The 13,011-nt window shown below is 62.4% G+C and carries 16 protein-coding genes and 1 tRNA gene; 5 read left to right on the plus strand and 12 right to left on the minus strand.

What is annotated here, in order from left to right; all coding sequences use genetic code 11:
- Nucleotides 1–39: 39 nt before the first annotated feature.
- From rplI to ACTJK6_RS03075, 6 genes are all read right to left on the minus strand, one after another.
- Nucleotides 40–492 carry a 50S ribosomal protein L9 gene (gene rplI / locus ACTJK6_RS03050; protein WP_232042635.1) on the minus strand — a complete coding sequence of 151 codons (453 nt, stop codon included), beginning with the start codon at nt 490–492 and terminating at the stop codon, nt 40–42.
- A 24-nt stretch (nt 493–516) separates the two neighbouring features.
- Nucleotides 517–795: a 30S ribosomal protein S18 gene (gene rpsR, locus ACTJK6_RS03055; protein ID WP_037022304.1), complete on the minus strand. Its 279-nt coding sequence runs from the start codon at nt 793–795 to the stop codon at nt 517–519.
- A gap of 12 nt (nt 796–807) precedes the next feature.
- Nucleotides 808–1,134, minus strand: coding sequence for a primosomal replication protein N (gene priB / locus ACTJK6_RS03060; RefSeq protein ID WP_260802598.1), 327 nt, complete (start codon nt 1,132–1,134; stop codon nt 808–810).
- 41 nt (nt 1,135–1,175) lie between these two features.
- Nucleotides 1,176–1,544 carry a 30S ribosomal protein S6 gene (gene rpsF / locus ACTJK6_RS03065; protein ID WP_027677553.1) on the minus strand — a complete coding sequence of 123 codons (369 nt, stop codon included), beginning with the start codon at nt 1,542–1,544 and terminating at the stop codon, nt 1,176–1,178.
- A gap of 93 nt (nt 1,545–1,637) precedes the next feature.
- Complete coding sequence (locus tag ACTJK6_RS03070) at nt 1,638–2,630, minus strand: asparaginase (RefSeq protein ID WP_260802599.1); 993 nt, start codon at nt 2,628–2,630, stop codon at nt 1,638–1,640.
- A gap of 136 nt (nt 2,631–2,766) precedes the next feature.
- Nucleotides 2,767–3,543 carry a ferredoxin--NADP reductase gene (locus tag ACTJK6_RS03075; RefSeq protein ID WP_045204191.1) on the minus strand — a complete coding sequence of 259 codons (777 nt, stop codon included), beginning with the start codon at nt 3,541–3,543 and terminating at the stop codon, nt 2,767–2,769.
- Between the two features lie 253 nt (nt 3,544–3,796).
- On the opposite strand from ACTJK6_RS03075, the gene lexA reads away from it, so the two are divergent.
- Both lexA and ACTJK6_RS03085 read left to right on the plus strand, forming a co-directional pair.
- Entirely contained in the window at nt 3,797–4,447 is a 651-nt protein-coding gene (lexA, locus tag ACTJK6_RS03080) for a transcriptional repressor LexA (protein WP_232042631.1), read from the plus strand.
- A gap of 119 nt (nt 4,448–4,566) precedes the next feature.
- Nucleotides 4,567–4,752 (plus strand): hypothetical protein, encoded by a 186-nt coding sequence (locus ACTJK6_RS03085; protein ID WP_232042630.1) that lies wholly within the window; start codon nt 4,567–4,569, stop codon nt 4,750–4,752.
- Between the two features lie 340 nt (nt 4,753–5,092).
- On the opposite strand, the gene ACTJK6_RS03090 is transcribed toward ACTJK6_RS03085, so the two are convergent.
- Both ACTJK6_RS03090 and ACTJK6_RS03095 read right to left on the minus strand, forming a co-directional pair.
- Complete coding sequence (locus ACTJK6_RS03090; RefSeq protein WP_232042629.1) at nt 5,093–5,404, minus strand: cupin; 312 nt, start codon at nt 5,402–5,404, stop codon at nt 5,093–5,095.
- A gap of 15 nt (nt 5,405–5,419) precedes the next feature.
- The gene (locus tag ACTJK6_RS03095) at nt 5,420–7,150 is read right to left on the minus strand and encodes a dipeptidase (protein WP_440838326.1); all 1,731 of its coding nucleotides are present in this window, start codon (nt 7,148–7,150) and stop codon (nt 5,420–5,422) included.
- A gap of 132 nt (nt 7,151–7,282) precedes the next feature.
- Between ACTJK6_RS03095 and ACTJK6_RS03100 the strand changes: the two genes are divergently transcribed.
- On the plus strand, nt 7,283–7,681 hold the full coding sequence (locus ACTJK6_RS03100) for a nuclear transport factor 2 family protein (RefSeq protein ID WP_232042627.1): 399 nt from the start codon (nt 7,283–7,285) through the stop codon (nt 7,679–7,681).
- A 36-nt stretch (nt 7,682–7,717) separates the two neighbouring features.
- Here the strand turns inward: ACTJK6_RS03100 and ACTJK6_RS03105 are convergent.
- The 3 genes from ACTJK6_RS03105 to ACTJK6_RS03115 all read right to left on the minus strand — a co-directional run bounded on the left by ACTJK6_RS03105 (nt 7,718) and on the right by ACTJK6_RS03115 (nt 10,069).
- Nucleotides 7,718–7,793, minus strand: a tRNA-His gene (locus ACTJK6_RS03105).
- Between the two features lie 88 nt (nt 7,794–7,881).
- On the minus strand, nt 7,882–8,916 hold the full coding sequence (dusA, locus tag ACTJK6_RS03110) for a tRNA dihydrouridine(20/20a) synthase DusA (protein WP_440838327.1): 1,035 nt from the start codon (nt 8,914–8,916) through the stop codon (nt 7,882–7,884).
- A gap of 43 nt (nt 8,917–8,959) precedes the next feature.
- Nucleotides 8,960–10,069, minus strand: coding sequence for an enoyl-CoA hydratase/isomerase family protein (locus tag ACTJK6_RS03115; protein ID WP_440838328.1), 1,110 nt, complete (start codon nt 10,067–10,069; stop codon nt 8,960–8,962).
- Nucleotides 10,070–10,215: 146 nt separating this feature from the next.
- On the opposite strand from ACTJK6_RS03115, the gene ACTJK6_RS03120 reads away from it, so the two are divergent.
- Entirely contained in the window at nt 10,216–11,121 is a 906-nt protein-coding gene (locus ACTJK6_RS03120) for a sterol desaturase family protein (protein ID WP_433866897.1), read from the plus strand.
- Here ACTJK6_RS03120 and ACTJK6_RS03125 read toward each other — a convergent pair.
- Nucleotides 11,114–11,983, minus strand: coding sequence for a LysR substrate-binding domain-containing protein (locus tag ACTJK6_RS03125; RefSeq protein ID WP_012435357.1), 870 nt, complete (start codon nt 11,981–11,983; stop codon nt 11,114–11,116). The genes ACTJK6_RS03120 and ACTJK6_RS03125 overlap by 8 nt on opposite strands.
- 186 nt (nt 11,984–12,169) lie before the next feature.
- Between ACTJK6_RS03125 and ACTJK6_RS03130 the strand changes: the two genes are divergently transcribed.
- A complete protein-coding gene (locus ACTJK6_RS03130) occupies nt 12,170–13,006 on the plus strand; it encodes a transporter substrate-binding domain-containing protein (protein WP_440838329.1) in 837 nt (278 codons plus the stop codon).
- Nucleotides 13,007–13,011: the final 5 nt, after the last annotated feature.

Here is a 13,011-nt window from a genome sequence, read left to right on the forward strand (position 1 = left end):
GCTCGGTGACCCGTGCGCCGCGAGGTACTGCATGCGCGCTTAGGCCGATTCGCCCAGCACCGACACGTTCACGTCAACTGCCACATCGGTGTGAAGCGACACGACGACCGGGTGGTCGCCCACGGTCTTCAGCGGGCCGTTCGGCAGACGCACTTGCGCCTTCTCGACCTTGAACCCTTGAGCAACCAGTGCATCAGCGATGTCGTGGTTGGTGACGGAGCCAAACAGGCGGCCGTCCACACCAGCCTTTTGCGACAGTTGCAGCGTCAGGCCATTCAGCTTCTCGCCTTCGGCTTGCGCAGCAGCCAGCTTTTCAGCTGCCAGCTTTTCCAGCTCAGCGCGGCGGGCTTCGAATTCCTTGATGGCGGAATCCGTGGCGCGGCGGGCTTGCTTGTTCGGGATCAGGAAGTTACGAGCGTAACCGTCCTTCACACGCACCACGTCGCCCAGGTTACCCAGGTTGACGACCTTCTCGAGCAGAATAATTTGCATTGTGAGTTCTCCTTATCCCGCTGATTAGTGCTTGTGCTGATCGGTGTACGGCATCAGCGCGAGGAAACGTGCGCGCTTGATGGCCGTGTCCAGCTGGCGCTGATAGATCGCGCGCGTGCCGGTCAGGCGGGCCGGGGTGATCTTGCCGTTCTCGCCGATGAAGTCCTTGAGCGTGTCCAGATCCTTGTAGTCGATCTGCTCAACGCCGGCCACGGTGAAGCGGCAGAACTTCTTGCGCTTGAACAACGGGTTTTGCTGCTGGAAGCGCTTCTTGTTCTTCGCGTCGCGCTGCTTCTTGTTCATGAATGCCATGATTCAATCCTTTACGAATACGTTACATCCGGAGATGTGAAAGACCAGTGCCTTACTGCTGCGGTGCTTGCGAGCCAGGAATCCTACGCAATCCAGGACGGTGCCCGGAGCGATGCGATCCAGAACGGAAGCCATCTTGCCGGCTGCCAGTGCTTCCATCGAAAACTCGATCTGCCGCACTGTCTGCGCTTCGACCGCCTGCCCGCTGTATGCCAGCAGACAGTTGACGATCGGCACGCCGGCCGGGGTGTATCGCATCACCTCGCGCTCGACCAGAGTGGCAACGAGCTGCAGGCGGTTGATGGCGTTGTCCCCGTAGGTTTCGTTCATGCTGGCGATGCGCGATCAGGCTTGCGCAGCACCACGCGGCATCAGGCGGCCTGTTCGGTCTGAGCGGCGGCCTTCTTGGCCTCTTCGCGTGCGACTTCCTTCATCATCGGCGACGGCGCCGTTTCAGCCTTCTTGGTCTGAACGATGAGGTGACGCAGCACGGCGTCGTTGAACTTGAACGCGTGCTCGAGCTCAGCCAGGGTTTCCTTGCCGCACTCGATGTTCAGGCACACGTAGTGAGCCTTCGCGAGCTTCTGGATCATGTAGGCCAGTTGACGACGGCCCCAGTCCTCGACGCGGTGCACTTGGCCGCCTTGCGTGGTGACCGTGCTCTTGTAGCGCTCGATCATCGCGGGCACTTGCTCGCTCTGGTCCGGATGGACGATGAATACGATTTCGTAATGACGCATTGACGCTCCTTGTGGATTAAGCCGCCCGGGCGTCACACTCCGGTGCAGCAAGGTTGGTTAGCCTGCCATTATACGCAGGCCTTGGTGATTTTTTCAATATCGATCAATGACTTGCTGCAGGGAGGCAACTTCTGCCTGGGCGCGGCCCGAGGCCAGAAGCAACGTCAGCAGCACACGCGCCTTATAGGGGTTCAGCGAGCCGCTCGATGCCCAGCGCTCTCCGCCCGGCTGCGCGGGCACCACGCCGGCACCGGTACGCGTGGAACGCAGCACGAAAACGCCCTGCTGACTCGCTCGGTTCAGCGCCGCCTCAAGATTCGCATGGATGGAGCCCGCGCCGGTTGCGGCAACGACCAGCCCCTTCACGCCAGCGGCGACCAGGGCATCAACCAAGCGCGCATCGGGCTGCGCATAGCTCGCCACAACCTCAACCCACGGCCACTGGCCTGCGGGCGGCATCGGCAGCACGTCGGTTGCGGCTACACGCTGAGCTGCACGCTGAAACTGTACTTGCGCGTCGAGCACAAAACCCAGCGGGCCCGTGTCCGGCGAGACAAACGCCTCGACCGCGTAAGTGTGTCCCTTCTGCACATCGCGAGCGGCATGCACGCGCTGGTTGAGCGCGACCAGCACGCCGCGCCCGCGCGCCGATGGACTGGCGGCCAGCCGCACCGCATTCAGCAGATTCAACGGCCCATCCGCCGACAGCGACGTCGACGGCCGCATCGCTGCCGTCAGGACGATCGGCGTATCGGTCTGCTGCGTCAGGTGCAGCAGCATCGCGGTTTCTTCCAGCGTGTCGGTGCCGTGCGTGATGACCACGCCGTCCACACGCTCGACATCGATCCAGTGACGGATCCGCGCCACCAGTTTTTCCCACACGTCAAACGTCAGGTCCTTGCTATCGATCTGGGCGACCTGTTCGGCGCGCACATTGGCAAGGCGCTCCAAACCGAGCTTGCTGGCCGCAAGCAGTTGATCGATGGGGACGGCGCCAGCGCGATAGCGTGCGGCGGAGCCAGCGTCGTCAGCAGAGCCGGCGATTGTGCCGCCGGTGGCGAGGATGGCGATGGTAGGCAAGGACATCGTTGCAGACATGCGTTGTGGGCAAGGCGCGCATTGTATCCGCCCGCCCCGCCTTTGCCGACGCGGGATTGCCCTGTGCGCCCAGAAAACAAAACGCCGGCACACAGGCCGGCGTTTGCAGCAGGAGCCGTGTCGATTATTTCTCGACGAAGGCGCGCTCGATCACGTAGTCACCGGCTTCGCCCATACGCGGCGAAATCTTGAAACCGCGGGCATCAAGCAGCTTGCAGGTGTCTTCCAGCATGGCCGGGCTGCCGCAAATCATCGCCCGATCGACAGCCGGGTCCATCGGGGGCAGGCCGATGTCGGCAGAAAGCTTGCCGTTATCGACGAGGTCGGTCAGGCGGCCCATGTTGCGGAACGGCTCGCGCGTGACGGTCGGGTAGTAGATCAGCTTCTCGCGCACCTGATCGCCGAAGAACTCGTTATTCGGCAATTCGCGGGTGATGAAGTCGGCATAGGCCAGCTCGCTCACTTGGCGCACGCCGTGCAGCAGCACGACCTTCTCGAAGCGCTCGTAAGTGTCCGGGTCTTGGATGATGCTCATGAAGGGCGCGAGGCCGGTGCCAGTACCGAACAGATACAGGTTCTTGCCGGGCAGCAGGTCATCCAGCACGAGCGTGCCGACCGGCTTCTTGCTCACCAGCAGCTTGTCGCCCACCTTCAGATGCTGCAGACGCGACGTCAGCGGGCCGTTCTGCACCTTGATGCTGAAGAACTCGAGGTGCTCTTCATAGTTCGGGCTGGCGATGCTGTAGGCGCGCATCAGCGGCTTGCCCTCGACCTCCAGCCCAATCATGACGAAGTGGCCGTTATGGAAGCGCAGCGCCTGATCGCGCGTGGTCTTGAAGCTGAACAGCGAGTCGTTCCAGTGATGGACGCTCAGAACGGTCTCTTGATTGAAGGCGGACATGGTGACGTTCGGGCCAGCCCAACGAGGCTCAATCGGGCTATGTGGCGATGCAAAAATCGGTCAAGGCCTTGATTTTATGCGATTCGCCGCGGCCGCGCCTGCATGGATTGCGCATAAGCTTCTAACCAGTCGCATAGGTTTTGACGCCGGTCATAAGGGCCGGGTGCTCACGCAACACAACACAACAAAATCACTTGCGCTTCCCGCGTCACTGTATAAAATCACAGCACCTGTTCAAATATACAGTACGCCAATGGCCGCCCTCACCCCTCGCCAACAGCAGATTTACGACTTGATCCGTCAGGCGATCCAGCGCACGGGCTTCCCGCCCACACGCGCCGAGATTGCCGCAGAGTTCGGTTTTTCATCGCCCAATGCGGCCGAGGAACACCTGCGCGCGCTGGCACGCAAGGGCGTGATCGAACTGACGCCTGGCGCCTCGCGCGGCATTCGGCTGCGGGCGGCCGGCGACACGGCGCAGCATCAGTTCTCGCTGCCGTCGATGGGGTTGATGCAATTGACGCTGCCGTTGGTGGGCCGTGTGGCTGCCGGCAGTCCGATCCTGGCTGCAGAGCACATTGATCGCCAGTATCAGGTCGATCCGTCGCTGTTTTCTGCGCAGCCCGATTTTCTGCTGAAGGTGCGTGGCATGAGCATGCGCGACGCCGGCATTCTGGACGGTGATCTGCTGGCCGTGCAGCGCGCTGCCGAAGCCACCAACGGCAAGATCGTTGTTGCTCGATTGGGCGACGACGTCACGGTCAAGCGCTTCCAGCGCAAAGGCCGCCATGTCGAACTGATTGCAGAGAATCCGGATTTCGAACCGATCCACGTTGATCTGGATCGTGATGAGTTCCACCTGGAGGGCCTGGCCGTCGGTCTGATCCGGCCCGCTGCTCCGTAAGTCTCCGACGCATCTCAGCGCCAAACCTTCGCCGTTTGATCCAACCTGGAGGTGAGCCATCGGCCCGCCAGGGCGGAGTCTTGCCACTCGCTTTTCCACCCGAACTCACGAGGTCTGCCATGCGACTCGGATCGATGTCTTCCCGCCGCCGTCCGGTACAGCCGGTGCCCTTCCGCCAAACCCAGGGCGTGCGCATTTATCAGGGGGAGCAGCGCCGTACGATGGTCGGCAGCATGGCCGCCATCTGCCGCATGCTGGATGCGATTCCGGCGGGTTCACGTGCTGCTGGCGCCGAAAGCTGCTAAGGGAAGACGACGATGAAGGGCTTTGCATGGCGCTACCGCAGCCGATCAGGGCATACCCCAATGCTGCCGCCGCAACTGATTTCATACACTTGCCCTGCCCTGAGGACAGGGCTTTCTTCAACTGATTTTCGGCCCGCCGCTTGAGCGGGCTGTTTTTTTGTTCGCAAGTTACTGCAGCGGCACATTCAACGATGTTCCCTCAGCAAAACGGACGTTTACCCCGATGTTGTTTGGCGTACGTGACAGTAGTATTGCCAATGCCCTCAGGGGCAATGAGATCGCTGAATTCGAAGCCCGCACATTGCGGGCTTTTTTTTCGCCGCAACCGGCTGGCGATCCGCTACACGCTCCCCGCTTTCTCGACAACGAGAATTCTTGCCTCGCCGCGCGGGTGCGCCACGTGCTCGCAGCCGACACCGGCGAAGAAGATGTCACCGGGCTCCAGCACTGCGACCTTCTCTTCGCCGGCTTCGCGGTAATGCATGTCGACCGTGCCGTCGAGCACCACGAACACCTCCTCGCCATCGTTCACATGCCAGCGATAAGGCTGGTCGGTCCAATGCAAGCGCGTGGTAATGCCGCTCATGTTGGCAATGTCGAGCGCGCCCCAGGCATGCTCAGCAGTAAACGACTTGGCGCGGATGATGTTCATGGCGGTTCCCGGCGGTTACTGCATGTAAGGCAGATTGCCAATGCGCACCAGCATCTCGGTGAACATCTGCATATCGAGGTCCAGGTCCGGCACTTCCTTGTACTCGTTGGCGTTGTGCGCGGTGTACTTCTTGCCGGGCATCGCCGGGCCGAAGTTGATGGCATTCGGCATCAGCTTGGCGGTCGTGCTGCCGGCCGTCGGGACAGGCTTGGCATCGAGGCCCGTCGTGTCGCCGTAGATCTTGAGCAGCGTCGACAACCACGCGCCCTTCGGATCGCGCGCCATCCAGTTGCCCTGGTCATGATTGATCTCCAGGGCGACATGGTTGGCGGTGGCCCATGCGTTGATCTTGCCGGCGATCTCGCCACGCAGCGCATCGGGCGTTTTGCCGCGCGGCATGCGCACGTTGGCGGTCACCTCCACGCGGCCGTTCTTGTCGCCGATCACCGTAGGCGAGATGGTGAGCGGGCCCATGAAGTCATCCTTGTAGGCCACGCCCATGGTGTTGCCGAGGTAATCGGTGCCGTAAACGTCGGCCAGATACCGCACGGCGTGGGCGTAGGCGTTGTCTGCCAAGCCGAGATCAGTTGCACGCAGGAAGAGCGCCAAGCGCGGCAGCGGGTTCACGCCCTCTTCCGGGCGCGAACCGTGTGCGGAGGTGCCGGTCACCTTCACGACGATGCTGTCCGCGGTGTGCGTGATGTCAATTGCAAACTTGCCCTGTGCGGCCAAGCTACTCACAAACGCATCGCGTTTGGCTTCGAGCGCGGCGGCCGCCACGCCCAGATCCCCGCCCTTGAGGGTAGCGGTGGCCGTTTGTGGGATGGAGCTGGCCGACGCCGCGCCCGTCATCGAAACGATGGCCGTGTGCGTCGCATCACCGGCCTGCGCAGGGAAAAACACCTTCAATGCGCCGGTGCCTTTCTCCGCAACGACGGCCGGGTACTTGCTGTCGAGCACGATGTTGTACGCCGGCAATTGCGTGTGTTCACGGTAGTACTTCATGCCATCGCCACCGGTTTCTTCGGTGGTTTCGATCATCAGGCGGATCGTGCGCGCGAGCGGCACGCCGCTGTCCTTGACCGTTTTCATGGCGTACATCGCGGTAGCAATGGACCCCTTGTCGTCAATCGTGCCGCGGCCGTACAGCAGATTGCCGACGCGCGTGACCTTGAACGGATCGAGCTTGGTGCCGTCGCCGAGCACCCATTCTTCCGCCTTGGCGGGCACAACGTCGGCGTGGGTCAGGATGCCGAATTCGTCAGAGCCTGTGCCCGGCAGCGTGACTTCGAAGACGCGATTGTCGACGTTGCGGTATTTCAGGCCGAAGTCGCGCGCCATGCCCTCGACCAGCTTGCCGAACGCCACGATGGCGGGGTTCTCGTATTGCGGAATTTTGTCGTCACGCACCGTCGGCAGCGCGACCATCCTCTCGATCGAGGCGATCACGGCCTGCTGATTGTGCAGGCGATTGTACAGACCCAGCAGACGCCCAATGTTGACGAGGTCGTCGCCAGTGAGCACGGCCTTCTTCTGATATGCGGCGACACTGCCTGCAACTTGCGGATCTGCCTTGGCGACTGCCGCGAGAAAGCTGTTCAGGTCAGCCGACGCCGAGGATTGTTCAGCGGCGAGCAACGCATCGAGCTGGGGTTTCTGAAGCGTGGCGGCAAAGGCGCCGGTGCCGCAAGCCAGCGACAGTGCGATCGTCAGCGAAGACAGGCCAATACGGGCAGTGCGTTGCATCGAAGTGGTTTCCGGAAAAGGCGAAGGCGCCATCATAGGGGCGAAGCGCAGGCCCCGCATTGTGCGGCGCGAAAAACGCTGAGCTACGCACGCTGCGCAGTATGCTTGGAGTTTTCCAAGGAGGCTTGCCACATGGAACCGTCTCTGGATACCGCCCCAGCTCTGCTGAGCGTGCTGGAAGAACTGCGCCGGCGCGAACCCATCTTCCATCGCCCCGAATTGGGCACGCGCCGCGAAGACTTCGAGCGCATGACTACGGAAGATTTCTGGGAAACCGGTGCGTCAGGCCAACGTTATAGCCGCAGCTATGTGCTCGGCGTTCTCGATGCCCGGCACGGCCATATCGGCGAGGATTTCTGGCAAACGCGCGATTTCCGCTGCCAGGAGATCGCGCCCGACAACTACTTGCTGACGTACACCTTGGTGCAATCGAACCGGACGACGCGCCGGGCGACATTATGGCGGCGGACGGCCGATGGCTGGAAGGTGGTGTATCACCAGGGTACGGTGGTAGCCGACGCGCAGACGTAAAAAAGCCCGCAGAAGCGGGCTTTTTTATTGAAGCTTTGGGGTGACTGATGGGATTCGAACCCACGACAACCAGAATCACAATCTGGGACTCTACCAACTGAGCTACAGCCACCATCGTGCGAACAGCAAAACTGACAACTGCTCGGCGAAAAACGAAATTATACAAACATTCTTTCTGCGTGCCTAGGGGGTCGCGCAATTTATGCGGCGACCGCCTCCTCGCCTGATTCTTCGCCGCGCCGCAGGTGCGCCCGCGCCTCGTCGAAGAGCGCGTGGGCGTCGGCCAGCGTCTTGACGCGACCCAGCGCCTTGGAATCCGACAGCACGCGCCGCCAGCCGCGGGCACCCGCCACACCGCGATACAGTCCGAGCATGTGCCGCACCGCCGCCCCCGCGTAGCCGCCGCGCTCCACCCAGCGGCCCACGTAGCCGATCATCGCCTCTTCCACCGCTGCGCGCGTGGGGGCCTCCGTAGCTGCGCCGTAGTACCGCGCATCGAACGCAGCCATCAGGTGCGGATGGTGATACGCCTCGCGGCCGGTCATGACGCCATCCACATGCGCAAGATGCGCGTCGACCTGCTCCAGCGTCTGCACCCCGCCGTTGAGGAGGATTTCCAGATGCGGAAAATCGCGCTTGAGCTGGTAGACGACTTCATACCGCAGCGGCGGAATCTCGCGGTTTTCCTTGGGGCTCAGGCCTTTCAGGATGGCGTTGCGCGCGTGGACGATGAAGGTCTCGCAACCCGCCTCGGCGATGGTGCCGACGAAATCGCGCACGAAATCGTAGGTCTCGATGGCGTCGATGCCGATGCGGTGCTTGACCGTGACCGGAATCGACACCGCATCGCGCATCGCCTTGACGCCCTGCGCCACCAGCTTGGGCTCGGCCATGAGACATGCGCCGAATGCTCCACGTTGCACGCGCTCAGACGGGCAGCCGCAGTTGAGGTTGATCTCTTTGTAGCCCCATTGCTGGCCGAGGCGCGCGGCCTGTGCCAGATCATCAGGTTCGCTGCCCCCCAGCTGGAGCGCCACGGGATGCTCGACCTCATCGAAATCGAGGTGACGCGGGACGTCGCCGTGCAGCAGCGCGCCGGTGGTCACCATTTCCGTGTAGAGCCAGGTGTGGCGCGAGATCTGGCGATGGAAAAAGCGGCAATGGCGGTCCGTCCAATCCATCATGGGCGCGACCGACAAGCGGCGGGGGTTCGGCGTGGGGCGTTCAGCGGTCACAGCAAGTCAACGATTCAAAATCCAGGCGCGCAGTTTACCGGTTCTAGTCCGACAGCCCCAGCAGCGGATGCTGCTCATGGCGCCACGGCGAGACAAAGAACGCAGTCACTTCATCGTCACGCACGGCGTCGATGCTGGTGTGCTTCCACTTGGGCGCATGGTCCTTGTCGACCGCGAGCGCGCGAATGCCCTCGATACCGTCGCCTTCGGCAAACACGTGCGTCATCATGTCGAGTTCGCGGCGCAGCTCGTCGGCCAAGGTGGTATGGCGGCCACGGCGGATCAGCTCCAGTGTCACCGCCATCATCAACGGCGAGCGCTTGGCCATGTGCGCGGCGGTCTGTGCGGCCCATTCGGTGTCCGTGCTGCCGGCCAGATCGGCGAAGATGCCTTGCACGCTGCCTTGGCTGAAGCAGTCATCGATGGCCTCGCGGTGCGGTGCGATGATGGCCTTGGCATCATCGGGCGCCGAAGCGGCTTCGGTAAAACACGCGGCGATCTGCTCGGCGCTGCTCCAGTTGCCGTCGTGCAGGCGCTGGGCGATGGCCGACAGCGCCTCGGTGGTGACGTGGCAATCGGCAAGGCCCACCGACAACGCGTCCGCCGCTTCGATCATCTGCCCCGTCACACCCAGATATTCGCCCACATTGCCGGGCACGCGCGCCAAGAACCAGCCACCGCCCACGTCTGGGAACAGGCCGATATTGGTTTCGGGCATGGCCATCTTGGTGCGCTCGGTCACCACGCGCAGCGATGCGCCTTGCGAGATGCCCATGCCACCGCCCATGACCACACCGTCCATCAGCGCGATGTAGGGCTTGGCATAGCTGAAAATCAGGTGATTGAGACGGTATTCCTCGGTGAAAAAGGTGATGAGTTGCGGGTCGTTGGCCGTGGCTGCGCGGTGGAAGAAGCGGATGTCGCCGCCTGCGCACAGGGCCTTGCCGCCTTCGCCGCGCAGGATGACGGCGTGGACTTCCGGATCGTGCTGCCAGGCCAGCAGCGCATGCGACATCGCGCGGATCATCTCCAGCGACAGCGCGTTGAGCGCCTGCGGCCGGTTCAGCGTCAGCCAGCCGATGCCGCCGCGGACTTCAGCGATCACGTTGGGTTGAACTTCAGCCTGCGGCGCGATGGAAACGGTGGATTGCATGTCTCGGATGTTGTTGTGGGAATAACGGCTCGCACTGTACACGACAGCGTATTGAAGCGAGGAATGGCTCTAGCCTGCCCCCTTTCGCAGCGCGGGTGTTGGGCGTATACCTGCCAGTTGGAGACGACACACATCACAACAATCCAATGAACCCTGCCAACGCCACCCCGGGCGCGTCCGGTTTCGACCCAGGCCTGATTCTGCTGGCCTTTGCGCCGGTCTTCCTGCTGACCATCGGCGCGGAGGCGTGGTACTGGCGCAAGCGCGATCCGTCCGTCTACAGCCTCAAGGACACCGTTTCAAACGCGTGCCTCGCGCTCATGCACCAGGCGTCGGACGCGTTCTTCCTGTGGCTGATGATCAAGACCGTGTACGCGTGGACGTACAGCCACGGTCTGCGCGCGGTGCCGGAGACATGGTGGTCGTTCGTGCTGCTCCTGCTGTTGCAGGATTTTCTGTACTACTTCTTCCATCGCGCCAGCCACCGCGTGCGCTGGATGTGGGCCTCGCATGTGACGCACCATTCGTCGGAAGGCATGAATTTTTCGACGGCGTTCCGCCAGAGCCTGACCTATCCGATTTCTGGCATGTGGCTGTTCTGGATTCCGCTTGCGTGGATCGGCTTTACGCCGGACTGGGTGATCCTGGCCGTGGGTCTGAACCTGGCATTCCAGTTCTTCGTCCATACGCGGCTGGGTGCGCTGGATTCACGCTACGCCGGCTTCTGGCGGTGGCTCGGGCAATACGTGAATACGCCGTCGGTGCACCGCGTGCACCACGCCAAGAACCCCCAGTACATCGACCGAAACTACGCCGGTGTGCTGACCATCTGGGATCGCATGTTCGGCAGCTTCGTGCCCGAGAAAGACGCGCCCGTCTTTGGCATCACGCGGCAGATCCACACGCACAACCCGATCACCCTCACCTTCCACGAATGGCGCGACATGTGGGCCGACGTGTTCCGCGATCGGGATATTCGCTACCTGTGGAAACCACCCGAGTGGCGCAGCCCGCGTGCTGCGGGAACGGCCGAGGCGATGCCCCTCACATGAACGGCGGCCCGAAGCGCGTGGCGACGCGGTCGGTGGAGTCGAACAGATCGCGCAGCACGGCGCTCGTGCACGTCGGCTGCACATACAGGTAGAAGGCTACCTCCGGCAGTCGCGGCAAGCCATCTGCTTCGGTAAGCACGCGCATGTTTGCGTCGAGCAATTCCGTCGTGCGCGCCGTCACGCCCAGCCCCGCGCTGATCGCAGCCTTGATGCCCGTCAGCGTGGGCGACAGATAACTCGTGCGCCACGGAATGTGGTGCGCATCCAGGCATTCAATCGACAACTGACGGAACAGGCTCAGTTCGTCGGCCATGACCAGTGGCACCGGCGCGGCGGGGTTGAAGATGAAATCTTCCGCGCAGATCCATACCATCGGCGACGTGCGCAGCTTGATGCCGGGAAACGCATCGTCATAGCGCGTAGAAATCGCCAGATCGAGCGTCTTGTCGCGCAACGCGTCCATCAGGAACGGGCTGCGACCAACGTTGATTTCCATCTGCAATTCCGGCGACAGCTTGGACAGCCGCCGCAGCAGATTCGGCAGGATCGAATCGGCAACGTCATGCGGTGAGCCGATGCGGATTTTCTCGATCGGGCCGCCCGTCTGGATCACCTGCACGGCCTGGTCATTCAGCGCCAGGATCTTGTGCGCATAGGCGACAAGCCGCACGCCATCGGGCGTCATCATCTTGTGGCGGCCGCGCTTTTCGAACAGCGCGCAGCCCATTTCCTCCTCCAGTCGCTGCATTTGCTGCGTGACCGCAGACTGCGTGCGCCCCACCCGTGCCGCTGCCGCGGCAAACGTTTCGTGCTGTGCAATCGCCACGAACGTGCGCAGCAAATCGATGTCCAGATTTCGCATCTCAATCCCGATACTTCAGAAATCCTAATTAGTTCCGGCCAAAAATTAAATTGTTCTGCGCAATTCTGGCCGATAACCTGCCGGAAATACAAATAACACTGAACGAACAATACGTTCAGGCAGACACCCGAGCCGCGGGGAAGCGCGGTCCGACAGTGAATCGGTTTCATACAAAGGAGGAACACCATGTGGGTATGGAAATGGGCACAAGCCGCGGCGACCCTCGCCTTGGGCACGCTGGGCGTGGCAGGTGCGGCGCACGCCGACGCGCTGACGGACATCAAGTCGCGCGGCACGCTCGTCTGCGGCACCCAGAACGCCAGCGAGCCTTACGCCTTTCCCGACGCCGCGACACGGCAGATCGTCGGCTTTGACGTGGATGTGTGCAGCGCGTTGGCCAAGGGCCTGGGCGTCAAGCTGGAGCACCGCGCGCTGTCGACCGATGCCCGCATTCCAGAACTGAAGACGCATCGCGTGGATGTGCTGGCCGCCGCCGTGGCGTGGATGCCGGCGCGCGCGGCGCAGGTCGATTTCAGCAACCAATATTTTGTTGCGCCGATCCGCGTGCTGGTGCGCGCGGACTCGCCCATCCAGACGCTCGATCAGCTCGCCAACAAGAAGATCGCCGCCTCGGAAGGTTCCAGCTCGGCGGCGGTGTCGGTCACGCGCCTGCCGGATTCGCGTCTGCTGACCTTTCATGATATTTCGTCGGCGTATCTGGCGTTGCAGCAAGGCAAGGTCGATGGGCTGGTGGCGGGGCAACTGGTGCTGGCCCGCTTTGCCAACGAGGCGGCGCAGAAAGGCGGCCAGCAATATCGCCTGCTGAGCGCGCCGGTTTATGAAGAGCGCTGGGGCGTGGTGATGAACAAGAACGAGCCCGCGCTCATGGCGGCAGTCAACAAGGTGCTGGCGGATTACGACCAGTCCAGCGGACTGCAGACGAGCTTCGACAAGTGGCTCGGTGCCAAGTCGGTCTACAAGTTCGCGCGCGACTACAAGGTCGAACCGATCAAGCCCCAGTAAGCCCG

Source organism: Ralstonia sp. 22086 (genome assembly GCF_052045975.1).
Classification (GTDB): Bacteria; Pseudomonadota; Gammaproteobacteria; order Burkholderiales; family Burkholderiaceae; genus Ralstonia; species Ralstonia wenshanensis.

What these genes read in the sequence shown, in the direction of transcription:
- ACTJK6_RS03130 (WP_440838329.1), top strand. Translation starts at nt 12,170, where the DNA reads ATGTGGGTATGGAAATGGGCACAAGCCGCGGCGACCCTCGCCTTGGGC.
- rpsR (WP_037022304.1), bottom strand. Translation starts at nt 795, where the DNA reads ATGAACAAGAAGCAGCGCGACGCGAAGAACAAGAAGCGCTTCCAGCAG.
- ACTJK6_RS03090 (WP_232042629.1), bottom strand. Translation starts at nt 5,404, where the DNA reads ATGAACATCATCCGCGCCAAGTCGTTTACTGCTGAGCATGCCTGGGGC.
- ACTJK6_RS03095 (WP_440838326.1), bottom strand. Translation starts at nt 7,150, where the DNA reads ATGCAACGCACTGCCCGTATTGGCCTGTCTTCGCTGACGATCGCACTG.
- ACTJK6_RS03100 (WP_232042627.1), top strand. Translation starts at nt 7,283, where the DNA reads ATGGAACCGTCTCTGGATACCGCCCCAGCTCTGCTGAGCGTGCTGGAA.
- ACTJK6_RS03070 (WP_260802599.1), bottom strand. Translation starts at nt 2,630, where the DNA reads ATGTCCTTGCCTACCATCGCCATCCTCGCCACCGGCGGCACAATCGCC.
- rpsF (WP_027677553.1), bottom strand. Translation starts at nt 1,544, where the DNA reads ATGCGTCATTACGAAATCGTATTCATCGTCCATCCGGACCAGAGCGAG.
- rplI (WP_232042635.1), bottom strand. Translation starts at nt 492, where the DNA reads ATGCAAATTATTCTGCTCGAGAAGGTCGTCAACCTGGGTAACCTGGGC.
- ACTJK6_RS03125 (WP_012435357.1), bottom strand. Translation starts at nt 11,983, where the DNA reads ATGCGAAATCTGGACATCGATTTGCTGCGCACGTTCGTGGCGATTGCA.
- ACTJK6_RS03120 (WP_433866897.1), top strand. Translation starts at nt 10,216, where the DNA reads ATGAACCCTGCCAACGCCACCCCGGGCGCGTCCGGTTTCGACCCAGGC.
- lexA (WP_232042631.1), top strand. Translation starts at nt 3,797, where the DNA reads ATGGCCGCCCTCACCCCTCGCCAACAGCAGATTTACGACTTGATCCGT.
- priB (WP_260802598.1), bottom strand. Translation starts at nt 1,134, where the DNA reads ATGAACGAAACCTACGGGGACAACGCCATCAACCGCCTGCAGCTCGTT.
- ACTJK6_RS03115 (WP_440838328.1), bottom strand. Translation starts at nt 10,069, where the DNA reads ATGCAATCCACCGTTTCCATCGCGCCGCAGGCTGAAGTTCAACCCAAC.
- ACTJK6_RS03085 (WP_232042630.1), top strand. Translation starts at nt 4,567, where the DNA reads ATGCGACTCGGATCGATGTCTTCCCGCCGCCGTCCGGTACAGCCGGTG.
- ACTJK6_RS03075 (WP_045204191.1), bottom strand. Translation starts at nt 3,543, where the DNA reads ATGTCCGCCTTCAATCAAGAGACCGTTCTGAGCGTCCATCACTGGAAC.